Origin of the sequence: Bacteroides zhangwenhongii, from assembly GCF_009193325.2 — a bacterium.
In the GTDB taxonomy this organism is placed as follows: domain Bacteria; phylum Bacteroidota; class Bacteroidia; order Bacteroidales; family Bacteroidaceae; genus Bacteroides; species Bacteroides zhangwenhongii.
On sequence record NZ_CP059856.1, the window covers coordinates 1,252,573 to 1,266,197 of the forward strand.

At 45.6% G+C, this 13,625-nt stretch carries 9 protein-coding genes; 3 read left to right on the forward strand and 6 right to left on the reverse strand.

Annotation, left to right across the window (positions count from 1 at the left end; genetic code table 11):
• Positions 1 to 72: 72 nt before the first annotated feature.
• Positions 73 to 2,820: a SusC/RagA family TonB-linked outer membrane protein gene (locus tag GD630_RS04955; RefSeq protein ID WP_238483395.1), complete on the forward strand. Its 2,748-nt coding sequence runs from the start codon at positions 73 to 75 to the stop codon at positions 2,818 to 2,820.
• An 11-nt stretch (positions 2,821 to 2,831) separates the two neighbouring features.
• Positions 2,832 to 4,475, forward strand: coding sequence for a RagB/SusD family nutrient uptake outer membrane protein (locus GD630_RS04960; RefSeq protein ID WP_394368246.1), 1,644 nt, complete (start codon positions 2,832 to 2,834; stop codon positions 4,473 to 4,475).
• Positions 4,476 to 4,561: 86 nt separating this feature from the next.
• On the opposite strand, the gene GD630_RS04965 is transcribed toward GD630_RS04960, so the two are convergent.
• From GD630_RS04965 to GD630_RS04975, 3 genes are all read right to left on the reverse strand, one after another.
• Positions 4,562 to 5,701 (reverse strand): DNA alkylation repair protein, encoded by a 1,140-nt coding sequence (locus GD630_RS04965; protein ID WP_143864605.1) that lies wholly within the window; start codon positions 5,699 to 5,701, stop codon positions 4,562 to 4,564.
• A 138-nt stretch (positions 5,702 to 5,839) separates the two neighbouring features.
• Positions 5,840 to 7,030 (reverse strand): molecular chaperone DnaJ, encoded by a 1,191-nt coding sequence (gene dnaJ, locus GD630_RS04970; protein ID WP_143864604.1) that lies wholly within the window; start codon positions 7,028 to 7,030, stop codon positions 5,840 to 5,842.
• Positions 7,031 to 7,066: 36 nt separating this feature from the next.
• Positions 7,067 to 7,648, reverse strand: a complete 582-nt coding sequence (locus tag GD630_RS04975; RefSeq protein ID WP_022275529.1) for a nucleotide exchange factor GrpE — start codon at positions 7,646 to 7,648, stop codon at positions 7,067 to 7,069.
• Between the two features lie 273 nt (positions 7,649 to 7,921).
• Here GD630_RS04975 and GD630_RS04980 point away from each other — a divergent pair, with 273 nt between their 5' ends.
• The gene (locus GD630_RS04980; protein ID WP_007759604.1) at positions 7,922 to 9,541 is read left to right on the forward strand and encodes an ABC-F family ATP-binding cassette domain-containing protein; all 1,620 of its coding nucleotides are present in this window, start codon (positions 7,922 to 7,924) and stop codon (positions 9,539 to 9,541) included.
• A 58-nt stretch (positions 9,542 to 9,599) separates the two neighbouring features.
• Here the strand turns inward: GD630_RS04980 and GD630_RS04985 are convergent, their stop codons facing one another.
• From GD630_RS04985 to GD630_RS04995, 3 genes are all read right to left on the reverse strand, one after another.
• A complete protein-coding gene (locus tag GD630_RS04985; protein WP_143864603.1) occupies positions 9,600 to 11,351 on the reverse strand; it encodes an ATP-binding protein in 1,752 nt (583 codons plus the stop codon).
• A gap of 149 nt (positions 11,352 to 11,500) precedes the next feature.
• The gene (locus GD630_RS04990) at positions 11,501 to 12,484 is read right to left on the reverse strand and encodes an alpha/beta hydrolase (RefSeq protein WP_143864602.1); all 984 of its coding nucleotides are present in this window, start codon (positions 12,482 to 12,484) and stop codon (positions 11,501 to 11,503) included.
• On the reverse strand, positions 12,485 to 13,534 hold the full coding sequence (locus GD630_RS04995) for a leucine-rich repeat protein (RefSeq protein WP_143864601.1): 1,050 nt from the start codon (positions 13,532 to 13,534) through the stop codon (positions 12,485 to 12,487).
• Positions 13,535 to 13,625 lie beyond the last annotated feature (91 nt).

Below are 13,625 nucleotides of genomic sequence, written 5' to 3' on the forward strand. Positions count from 1 at the left end.
AGAAGGAATCCACTCAACCAGATTCCTTCTTTTTTTGTTATATTTATAGTATTACCTTAAAAACTAACAATTATGATACGACGACACGGTAAACTAACATTGCTCACTTTTCTTTTGTCGGCTTCATGTAGTGATATATTCGCTCAGGAGATACCCGTTACCACGCCCATAGACTCATTGATAACTGTTGGATATGCCACCGGAAGTTTGAAAACCCTCTCCGGTTCCGTAGAGAAGATTACGGAGACACAGATGAATAAAGACCAGATAACGAACCCTTTGGAAGCAATCCGCGGACGTGTGCCGGGCTTGACCGTCCAACGCGGATCAAACGGTCCGGCAGCCTTGGATGCGGTACGCCTGCGGGGAACCACCTCACTGACCAGTGGCAATGACCCTTTGATAATCGTCGACGGAGTATTTGGCGACTTGAGTATGCTCACCTCCATTTACCCTACGGATATTGAGAGCTTCACCATTTTGAAAGACGCTTCCGAAACCGCACAATACGGTTCACGAGGAGCCTCCGGTGTGATTGAAGTCACCACTAAAAAAGGAATGAGCGGCAGAACACAGGTAGCCTACAACGGTAGCTTCGGAATTTCCACCGTCTACAAGAATCTGAAAATGCTGTCCGGCGATGAGTACCGCCGTGTCGCCTCGGAACGCGGGATTTCCATTCTGGATAAAGGAAATAACACCGATTTTCAGAAAGAGATTGAACAGACAGGACTACAACAAAACCATCACATCGCCTTTTATGGCGGTTCCAGTGAGTCCAGCTATCGCGTTTCTCTTGGTTTCATGGATCGTCAGGGAGTGATTTTGAATGAAGACATGAAAAACTTCACTTCGAATATGAACATGAATCAGAAAATGTTCGACGGCTTCCTGAACTGCGAGCTGGGAATGTTCGGTTCCATTCAGAAGAATCATAATCTGGTGGATTATCAGAAAACGTTCTATTCGGCAGCCACATTCAACCCCACCTATCCCAACCATAAAGACCCCGTCACCAATTCCTGGGACGGAATAACGACTGCCAGCCAAATCACCAATCCATTGGCATGGATGGAAGTGCAGGACGATGATGCCACTTCGCACATCAGCACGCACGCCCGTTTGACTTTCAATCTGCTGGAAGGACTGAAACTAAACCTCTTCGGCGCTTATACCTATAATATCGTGGAAAATTCGCAATACCTTCCCACCTCCGTCTGGGCGAACGGCCAGGCTTACAAAGGAACCAAAAAGCGAGAATCCTTGCTGGGCAACATGATGCTGACCTATAAGAAAAACTGGAAAAAACATTTCTTTGACGTGCTGGCACTTGCCGAACTTCAAAAAGAAACCTACACGGGATATTATACAACAGTAAGCAATTTCAGCACCGACAAATTCGGGTATAATAATCTTCAGGCAGGCGCACTCCGCTTGTGGGAAGGCACTAATTCTTACTACGACCAACCCCGTCTGGCATCTTTCATGGGACGTTTCAACTATACATACGCCGACCGCTACGTACTGACGCTGAACGCCCGTACAGATGCTTCCTCCAAATTCGGAGCGAACCATAAATGGGGATTCTTCCCCTCCGCATCTGCCGCATGGGTGATTAGTGAAGAAGAATTTATGAAGCAGTTGCCGATGGTGGATAATCTGAAATTCCGTATTGGCTACGGTTTGGCAGGTAATCAGAGCGGGATTGACTCATACACTACATTGAACCTTGTAAAGCCGAACGGTGTAGTCCCCGTCGGAAACTCCGCCGTCGTATCTTTAGGAGACTTACGGAACACAAATCCCGACCTGAAATGGGAAGTGAAACATACCTTTAATACCGGTATCGACGTAGCTCTTTTCGGCAACCGCCTGCTGCTTTCCGCCAACTATTACAACTCCCGAACCACAGACATGCTTTACCTTTACAACGTAAGCGTACCGCCTTTCACCTATAACACCTTACTTGCCAACATCGGTTCCATGCGCAACTGGGGTACGGAAATCGCCATCGGCATCACCCCCTTGAAGACCAAGGATATGGAACTGAATATCAATGCCAATATCACTTTCCAGCGCAACAAACTGCTCTCATTAAGCGGTATGTACAACGGCGAAATGCTTTCTGCCCCCGAATATAAAAGTCTTGCCAGCCTCGACGGAGCAGGCTTTCACGGAGGATACAACCACATCGTATATCAGATGGTGGGTCAACCGTTGGGCGTGTTCTATCTTCCCCACAGTACGGGACTCGAATCCGATGGAAACGGTGGATACACCTATGGCATCGCCGATCTGAATGGCGGAGGTGTCAGCCTTGAAGATGGTGAAGACCGCTACGTGGCAGGACAAGCCGTACCTAAAACGATTCTTGGCTCCAACATCAGTTTCCGCTACAAGCGTTTCGACCTGTCTTTGCAGGTTAACGGAGCTTTCGGACATAAAATTTACAACGGAACCTCCCTGACCTATATGAACATGAATATATTTCCCGACTATAACGTAATGAAGAAAGCCCCGAAACAGAACATCAAGGATCAAACCGCCACCGACTATTGGTTGGAAAAGGGAGATTATGTCAACTTCGACTATGTGACGCTGGGTTGGAACGTGCCGATTGAGAAAGTACAGAAACTGAAGAAATATGTCCGTTCCCTGCGTCTGGCATTTACAGTCAACAACCTGGCAACCATTTCCGGTTATTCGGGACTTTCACCTATGATTAACAGTTCAACGGTGAACTCCACTTTAGGCGTGGATGATAAACGGGGATATCCGTTGGCGCGGACGTACACACTGGGATTGAGTATTAACTTTTAATGGAGGAGGAGATGATGAAACAATATATGAAAAATAAAAGTCGGTTAGGATTCTTTCTGGCAATGTGTCTGGGTTTATTCTCATGTAGTAAGTTTTTGGAGGAAAATCCGAAAGATAAGTTACCCGAAGATGACGTTTACAATACAATCTCGGAAGTATATCTCAATGCAGTAGCTTCGCTTTATACATACGTAGGCGGTTATAGTGATAGTCAGGGATTGCAGGGAACGGGTAGGGGAGTCTACGACCTGAACACCTTTACCTCCGACGAAGCCATTATCCCCACCCGTGGAGGTGACTGGTATGACGGTGGTTTTTGGCAAGGACTTTACCTGCACGATTGGGGAATAGAGAATGATGCCATTCAGGCTACATGGGAATATCTCTATAAAGTCGTCATGTTAAGTAACAAATCACTGGAACGGATAGACAAATTCGCCGAAACTCATTCCGCTACGGAACTGCCGACATACCGTGCCGAAGTACGTGCCATACGGGCTATGTATTATTATTACCTGATGGATTTGTTCGGACGCATCCCGCTAGTTCAATCCTCTTCCGTAGCAATGAAAGATGTAGTGCAAAGTGAACGGAAAACGGTCTTTGACTTTGTTGTCAAGGAATTGCAAGAGGCGGCTCCTTTGTTGAGCGATGCACATAGCAACCAGTCCGGTCCTTACTATGGCCGTATCACTCGCCCCGTGGTAACTTTCCTACTGGCCAAACTGGCTTTGAACTCCGAAGTTTATACAGACAATGATTGGACGGACGGACAACGCCCGGATGGAAAAAATATAAAGTTCACAGTGAACGGCAGCGAACTCAATGCCTGGGAAACAGTCATCTACTATTGTGACCAACTCAAGACTATGGGCTACAAACTGGAACCGGAATACGAAACGAATTTCTCCATATTCAACGAACCGTCCGTAGAGAATGTCTTCACTATCCCGATGAACAAAACTCTGTACACCAACCAGATGCAATATCTCTTCCGTTCCCGCCACTATAATCACGCCAAGGCTTACGGACTAAGCGGTGAGAACGGTCCCAGCGCCACCATTGAAGCCCTCGAAACTTTCGGTTATGAAACCGCGGAACAAGATCCCCGTTTTGATATTTGCTATTTTGCAGGAATTGTCCACGACCTGAAAGGAAACATAATCAAACTAGATAATGGAACGGTACTGGAATATCTGCCCTGGAAAGTATCTCTGGATATAACAGACACCTCATACGAACAAACCGCAGGAGCCCGCATGAAAAAGTATGAAGTCGACCCGACTGCCACAAAAGACGGTAAGTTGATGGAGAATGACATTGTATTGTTCCGCTATGCAGACGCTTTGTTGATGAAGAGTGAAGCGAAAGTCCGGAACGGAGCAAACGGAGATGAAGAACTCAATGAAGTTCGTAGCCGTGTCAACGCTTCTCCTCGCACTGCCACTTTAGAGAATATCCTTGCCGAACGTCAGCTGGAACTGGCTTGGGAAGGATGGAGACGACAGGACTTAGTCCGCTTCGGGAAGTTTACAAGAGCTTACAGCAGCCGTCCGCAACTGCCGGATGAAGCAAGTGGATATACAACTGTATTCCCTATACCGGAGAAAATACGGGTGATGAATGAGAGGTTGAAGCAGAATCCGGGGTATTAGGAAGAAGATAGTAGTAATCAAAATAAAAAATCCTCGATTTTCATCCGGAGAATCGAGGATTTATATTATTTGTTGCAGCAATCGAATTACTCAATCAAATCGAAATCATATTTTTCAAATTCACTCCCATTGATTATTATAGCAATTTGATGAAGCCCGAGATGGAATTTTCTCGTCGTAACCACGCGGAAAGAGTGCTTTCGCGTTATTCGTGTGGTAGAATTCCCGGTATATTCTTTTTCGCTGATTTTATGAACTTTCTTCGTCAGCGTTCCATTTGCTTTTTGGTAATAAATACCATATTCAAGCCGTATTTTGATTGTCTTATTGCTATGATTCAACAAGTTAAAACCAAACTCCAACGAATCCCCGACTTTAACCTTAGGACTTGAAATCTGAAAATCCTTCACACTAATATTATTTCTGATAGAATCAAAACCAAACAACTCCATCACCTCCGGAATCCCTTGCTTTAAGAGCGTCCGGCAACCGTGTTTAATAATCCAGTCTACCTCTTTCGATTCACCCTTCCATTTCTTTGCCAAATCAATGACAATTTCCGGATTATCTTTCGCAATATCATTCAAATTATTGGCAACGCTCAACCGTACAAATCTTGCCGGATCATTTTTAAGATTCTCCAAAATAGGAATAATAGGTGTCGGATCTTTCTTCAGATTCGGCAAAGCCATCGCCCAAGGCAAACGCGGACGGCAACCTTCTGACGCAAGCCGCCTTACTCCCCAATGCTCATGTTTCGACCAAACCAACATCTGCTTCATCATTTTATCCGGATATTTTATAATAAAAGGATGAGTCACAAACTCGCAACTTGTGAACTGCGTGATTTTCTCTATCGCCTTGACAGACGTTTCATAATCATCCAACCCATATTGCTCGACATAATTATCCAGAATCGCCCCATACTCCAGCATCAATCCAAATTTCGTATCATCTATCACCGAAAAATCAGGCCGCGTACTTTTTACATGATCCAACAACTCAAGAATCTTAGCGATTGCCTCTTTGTAATCTGCCGGCAAAAACTTTTTCAGAATGGTAGTGATATGTATGCAGCGCTGTTTAAGTTCCCTGCCTTCCCATTCATCATCCATAACTTGAGAAACAAACCCGTGAGCATCAAAATCATCGATAACAAGTTTCAAATCTTTCGTAAATAGGTCGAAAAATTGCTCGTTGTACATATTCTTAAAAGGTTCTGCCATACTTGAAGTCTATATTTAGTCTCTATTTATTTGCTACACAAATATATGTCTTTTTTTTAAAAGGACAAGCCCTAAAAACAGAAGTGAGCCACAAAAAAGATTGCAGCTCACTTATACCTTATATATTATAGCAAAAAATTAATCGAAGAAACTCTTGAACTTCTTGAAAATCTTCTCCTTCACCGACGTGTTAGGTTTGAAGTTGTCCGAAGCCTCCATCTTTTCGAGCGTGCTCTTTTCCTCTTTATTGAGCGCTTCCGGCACATAGATACTGATGTTGACGAGTAAATCCCCTGTTCCGTACCCGTTCACATTCGGCAATCCCTTGCCGCGCAAACGAAGCACCTTACCCGGTTGAGTACCCGAATCAATCTTCACTTTCACTTTGCCGTCGATAGTCGGAATTTCCACGGCTCCGCCCAGAGCAGCAGTCGGGAAACTAAGCAACAGATTATAAATCAAATCATTCTCGTCGCGAATCAAGTCCTGATGCGGTTCTTCCTCTACGAGAATCAGCAAGTCGCCTGCCACACCGTTGTGTTTGCCGGCATTTCCTTTGCCACCCATAGAAAGCTGCATACCCTCTGCCACTCCGGCAGGGATTTTCACCGACACCACTTCTTCACCGTAAATGATTCCGTCGCCACCACACTTCTTACATTTGTTCTTGATAATCTTACCCTCACCGCCACAAGTAGAACACGTGACGCGAGTCTGCATCGTGCCCAAAATCGTCTGCTGGTTACGGATCACGGAGCCGCTACCCTTACAAGTAGGACACGTTTCCGAACCTCCGTCACCTTCGGCACCCGAACCGTGACACTGATCGCACGGAACATATTTCTTTAATTTAAACTTCTTTTCCACTCCCGTAGAGATCTCCTTCAAAGTCAGTTTCACTTTGACGCGAAGATCGCTACCCCGATACCGGCGTTGCTGTGAGCCTCCACCGCCTCCACCGAATCCGCTAAAACCTCCGAAGCCACCTCCGAAACCGCCGCCGCGACCTCCGAAGATATCACCGAACATGGAGAAAATATCATCCATCGACATGCCTTCGCCACCGAAACCGCCGAACGGTCCTCCATTTCCTGCCGCACCGCTCACTCCCGCATGACCGAACTGGTCATAACGCGAACGTTTTTCCGGATTGCTCAATACATCATACGCTTCCGCAGCTTCCTTAAACTTCTCTTCCGCCTCCTTGTCGCCAGGATTCTTGTCGGGGTGATATTGAATCGCTTTTTTGCGGTAAGCCTTTTTTATTTCTTCTACTGTGGCCGTCTTTGTCACCTCCAGTACTTCGTAATAGTCTCTTTTTTCTGCCATGCTTCTTTAAAAAAATATGAGTTTTATGGGTTGTCCTTATTCCCCTACTACCACTTTAGCGTGGCGGAGCACTTTGTCGTTCAATGTATAACCCGTTTGTACACAATCCAGAATCTTACCTTTCTGTTCCTCAGATGGAGCAGGGATTACCGCGATGGCTTCGTGATAATCGGTATCCAACGGTTGGTCTTTAGTCTCGATAACCTTTACACCGTTTTGCCCCAATACAGCCATGAATTTATTATAAATCAGCTCGACACCTTCTTTCACGGCACTCACATCGGTTGCCGTCTCCATCGTTTTGATGGCACGCTCGAAGTCATCCACTATCGGAAGAATGCTGCTGAGACTTTTTTCTCCACCGTTCAGAATCAGTTCCGCCTTTTCCTTCATGGTGCGTTTACGATAATTGTCGAATTCGGCGGACAGGCGCAGATATTTGTCCTTCTGCTCATCAATAGTCTCCTGAGCCTTTTCCAATTCCTTTTCCAACTCCTCTTCGTGCGTCAGTGGAGCCGCCTCTTCAGCTTGTTCGTTTTGCGGTTGTTCATCCGCACCGTTCTGAGTTTCTTCAACGTTCAGTTCTTCTTCCTTCACTTTTTTTTCTTTTGGATCCATTTTGGTATTTACTATTTAACTAGTTACTATTTATTGTTTAAAAACACGTTATCTTTTTTAGAGATACCGTCTATTCGACATACCGGACTGACCGGATGTCATTAGTCTTGCTTGCAAAAACTTTGCCAAGTCGGCGTTTTTGCCAGAAAACGCAGCAAAGGTAACACTTTTATGTCAGATTGGCACATATCGGATAGCTCATAATTCATTTTAAATGTCTACCTTTGCACGCTAAAACAATAAGTAGTAACTAGTAAAATAGTAAATAATAAGATGATTACAGTTTCGAACGTATCGGTTCAGTTTGGTAAAAGAGTGTTATTTAATGACGTAAACCTGAAGTTTACGAGTGGTAATTGTTATGGTATTATCGGTGCGAACGGTGCGGGAAAGTCTACGTTTCTCCGTACGATTTACGGAGATCTGGACCCTACAACAGGTACGATTGCGCTCGGACCGGGCGAACGTCTCTCAGTGTTGAGTCAGGACCACTTCAAGTGGGATTCATATACCGTCATGGATACCGTCATGATGGGACATACCGTGTTGTGGGACATCATGAAGCAACGCGAAGAATTGTATGCAAAAGAAGATTTCACAGACGAAGACGGACTGAAAGTATCCGAATTGGAAGAAAAATTTGCCGAGTTGGACGGATGGAATGCCGAAAGTGACGCAGCTATGTTGCTGAGCGGATTGGGCATTAAAGAAGACAAACACTATACATTGATGGGTGAACTGAGCGGTAAAGAAAAAGTTCGTGTCATGCTGGCTCAGGCGTTGTACGGAAATCCGGACAATCTTTTGCTCGACGAGCCTACCAATGACTTGGATATGGAGACGGTAACCTGGTTGGAGGAATATCTTTCCAATTTCGAGCATACGGTATTGGTGGTGAGTCACGACCGTCACTTCCTCGACTCTGTATGTACGCACACCGTAGATATTGACTATGGAAAAATCAATATGTTTGCCGGTAACTATAGCTTCTGGTACGAATCCAGCCAGTTGGCTCTCCGTCAGCAGCAGAACCAGAAGGCAAAGGCGGAAGAGAAGAAGAAAGAGTTGGAAGAGTTTATCCGTCGGTTCAGTGCGAACGTAGCGAAGAGCAAGCAGACTACTAGTCGTAAGAAAATGCTTGAGAAGTTGAATATAGAAGAAATCAAACCTTCTTCACGTAAGTATCCGGGCATTATTTTTACTCCTGAACGTGAGCCGGGTAACCAGATTCTGGAGGTTTCCGGACTGAGTAAGAAGACGGAGGAAGGCGTAGTGCTCTTCAACGACGTGAACTTTAACATAGAGAAAGGTGACAAGGTAGTATTCCTCTCACGCAATCCGCGCGCGATGACAGCTTTGTTTGAGATCATTAACGGAAATATGAAACCGGATGCAGGGCATTTCAACTGGGGAGTGACTATCACGACTGCTTATCTGCCGCTGGATAACACCGACTTCTTCAATACCGACCTGAATCTGGTAGATTGGTTGAGTCAGTTCGGAGAAGGCAACGAGGTATATATGAAAGGCTTTCTTGGCCGTATGCTTTTCTCCGGCGAAGAGGTGCTGAAGAAAGTAAGCGTACTCTCTGGAGGTGAGAAGATGCGTTGTATGATTGCCCGTATGCAGCTGCGCAATGCCAACTGCCTCATTCTGGACACTCCGACCAACCATCTGGACTTGGAATCTATCCAGGCGTTCAACAACAACCTGAAGACGTACAAAGGAAATATCCTCTTCTCGTCTCATGACCACGAATTTATCCAGACCGTTGCCAACCGCATCATCGAACTGACACCGAACGGTATCATCGACAAGATGATGGAATATGACGAATATATCACTTCCGACCATATTAAGGAATTGCGGGCGAAGATGTACGGAGACAAATAAGTGACCACTTAAAAGAAAGAGAGGGTCAGTTCATTTGAATGAATGAACTGACCCTCTGTTATTCTACCTCTTCCATCAGCGCCAGCTCCCAGCTTCTCCATACGACCGTTGTCAGTTTCAGTTTCCCTTTCTGACGGGCTTCCGCCACACATTCGTCCTTGCTATAACGGATCAGCTGCTCCCGCGCTTCATCGGCAAGCTCCCTTATTTCCTTTTCCGGAGCACCGGCTTTCGCATACTTCACTTCCAGCAGATAAGTGTAGGGTGGAGATACGGGTACGGCCGGACTGGGCTTGAAGAAGAAATCAGCGAATCCCTTGTTCATTTCATATTCCGGATACAGTTGATAATAGCGGAACATACTTAGATAGGCGAGTAGGAATCCTTTGATATGGGCTTCCCCTTCTATATATTCTCGGATACGGCTCTGCTCCCGAATGGCCTCTGCTACAAATTCGAACAACGGTTTCCATTCTCCCTTGAAGGACATATTCTCAAACAGCGTGAGCAACCTGTTCACGTCGAGCTTGAATATTTCATGACGGGCATATCCTTGAATTAGGAAATTGAACAGCTGTTCTCGAACCACCAGGTTAGGCACGTGCAGGATAGGACGTCCCATCATATCGACTCCTTTGATGGAAAGCAGCCCGAAATAGAACAGCAGCGACCTGAAGTTGCTTACGTCCGTCATTTCCAACGCGGAGAAATGAGTGACAATTTCGGTTATTATTTCTCCCTTTTCCGCAACCTCCTTGATGACGGAGAAGTTTTCTCCCAGTCCGTGGTCAAGACGTACGAGGTAGGCAAGCTTGTTAAAGTCCGTCCGGATATTCGGATCTACAATCTCTTTAGGTTTGACTCCGTGCAATATCAATGACTTCATGCAATAGAGCACCATGTCCGAGTTGAACATGCAATCCGTTAATTTATTTTCACTGAAGCAATAATTGTCATAGTTGGGTTTCATCATTGCCACCGTGTCGTCTATCGACATGGAAAGAGCTCCTTGTTCCTTATAATAGGCCAGCATTTCCCGCAGCTCCTTCTCGCTGAACCCCACCAGGTCGTTAAACCAGGGATCGTTTGTGATATTCGTTCCTATGTTGAATCCGCTTGTCACGTCGTCCATCGTCACCGGGCTTACTCCCGTGATAAACAGTCTGTTGACGGCGGAACCCATTCCCGTCGTGGCGGCTTTGATTACATTGAAGAATCTCCGGATATACCCTTCGCCATGCGTCGCTTTCCGATATAAGTCCGTTCCGTAAGTCGATAGGATGGTATTCGTGAAATTATCGTATTCATCGATCAGTAGATAGATTTTGATGTCTCCCTTGCGGGTAGCGTAAGTGTTGATGGCTGACAAAAAAGCGCCGGGCTCTTCTTTTGTTTTTTCATCCAGCACTTTCCAGATGTCTTTTCCCAGCAGATGTTCGTATCTGTAAACAAAATCGGAAAGCTTCCCGCAGCAATGCATCCGGAAAGACTCCTCCACCTCATTGATATTCGAGCTTACCTCCGAGAAATTGAATCTCATGATGAGAAACTGGTTATGTATGGGTGTGGGATGTTGCCCGATATACAGCTTCCCGAACAATTCGTCAAACTGGTCAGCGTAACGGACATCATAGTACGCCTCCAACATCGCCAGCGTGAGGCTTTTCCCGAAGCGTCGGGGGCGGATGAGGAAGAGATAAGACGGCTGCATTTCTATCTTTTCGATAAACATCGTCTTATCCACATAATAATAGTTTTCTTTTTGGATGCGTCCGAAATCCGTCAATCCGTATGGTATTTGTTTCATCATATCACGATTCCCTTCTTTAATTCATATCGAAGCAAATATACGGAAAACGGATGAAAGTGGCATTTTTAAAGCCACTTATTTATTCGTTTATTTGTTATTTTGTAAGAAAACAGCTGTTTTTATCTCCATAGTTGAGTTTTGATTACTTTTTATTTGCCAAGAAACTCCACTGTATGCTTCACCGCTTCATAGAAAGCTGTTTCTTGACCGGGCACAGTGATAAACAAATGCACTGCCGAGGGAAATTCGAGTCGGGTAGCATTCACGCCAAGAGAGGTGATACGGTCGATAAACTCTTTCCCTTGACAAGCCAGGATATCTCGTCCGGCTGCGATAAGGAGTGTACGAGGTAGTTTTTTCAAGGTTTTGTCTGTGGCCGACATGGGGGATATTTCCGGATTGTGTATCCTATCGGGTGATGGCTCATAACTTTGGTTGAACGCCTCCATTAAATCTCCGTCCAGCCCGAATCCCTTGTCGTACTTCTGCCATGAAGGGCTATGGTCATTCCATGCCTTCACAACGGGATAGAAAAGCAAAAGCCCCGCTATATCCCCTTCGTTCATTCTCAATGTGGAAGAAATGGCGAGATTGCCGCCGGAACTATCACCGCCTACCATTATCCGGTTGGGAGAACATCCCCAACGGGCTGCATTCTTTATTGCAAATCTGATCGCTTCCTCACAATCGTCAAGCGGTGTCGGATAAGGGTGTTCGGGGGATAAACGATAGTCAACAGCGAGGACACTTATGCCGCTTCTCGAACAGACTTCGCTGCAAAACCGGGCACAACTGTTCAAACTGCCGATTGTCCATCCTCCGCCATGCAGATAGATAAGCAATGTATTGTTGGTGGAAGTGGTAGGGGTGTAAAGCCTCAGATTACCGGCGGGCTCTGTCACTTTTACATTTGCGGGATAAGTAGGTTTGCCATTACGCGCATTTCTTACATTTTCCAACTTCTTCGTATTTCCGTTGATAGCTGTAAATATAGCGTCACGCTGTGTGGGCTGCAGCGTCGGACTCATCCGTGCCATGAACGCGTCTGCCTCTTTCCGCATCACCGAGTCTTTGGGCTCGTCAGCGACGGGTATCCCCATGAGAGATACCGCCATTATCGTTGTTAGAATCATTTATTTCTTATAAATCAACTTGCTCGGCACTCCTTCGCCAAACAAACTGTCTCCGACGGTCGTAATCTTGTCTCCGGTAGCCACTACATAGCGAAGATTGTCGCATCCCATAAATGCGCCGAACTCAATAGCCGTCACACCGGCGGGAAGTTCCAATGTGCCGCACAGACGGCCGCAATTACTGAATACACGTTGACCGATGGATTTCAGATTGCGGGGTAGTTTTATTTTCAGCAGGTATTTTTTCTGTGAGAAAGTGAAGTCGGGGATGGCCGTTGCGTTTGTTTTTGAAATGTCGACCGCTACCAGATTCGGCATATAGTCGCGGATTAGTTTGAAATCGGCGTTGTCCAGTTTGCCTTCTACAGTCAGGAAATTGATGTCTCTAGGTTGTAATCCGGCTTTCAGAATCTCTTCTTCCAATTTGCCCATCAGTCCCACTTGCAAGGTTGCTTCTACTGGTTCACCCTCGATGAAAGCGAAGTTCTGCCATCTGTCCTTATTACGGTAAGAATCGCTGCTGCCTAGAGGTACGAAGATGGCGGTAACGCTGTCCGCCAACGCTTCCGGCAACAGATTGGGAGCTGTCTTTTTGCGAATCTGACAGATTCTCAAGTTTTCGCAACCTTTGAAGGCTGCATCCTCTATATTTTTGGTTTTTTCCGAAAGTATTACCTTCTCCAGCGTCTTCTTGCCTTTGGTTACTCCGTCTACAACATTTGAGAATGCGTATGCGGGAATGAAATTCGGCATATAAATGTAGAACTTTCCGTTGGGGTAAGTGCCCGCCTTGCCGCTGTACATCTTGATCTCGGCATTCGAGATGTCCAGTACTTTCAGACTGGCGAATTCGTCACGCAGATGTCGGAAGTCTTCTGCATTCAGCTTACCGGTCAGGGTGAGATGGGTGACGGCGTTGGCTTCATCCTCCGTCATCATGGAAATAAGTGTTCCGGGTTTGCTTACATAATAAGTTTTACTCACTTGTGCTACTGCTCCTAAAGCGTTGGCTGCCAATAAGAAGCTTATCAATAGTAGTTTAATTTTCATAATCATGCGAATTTGTTCTGACAAATATAGGAAAAAACGAAATTATATGATGTTTTTTTATGTTTTATATCTAATTTTGCAGGTGGATTAA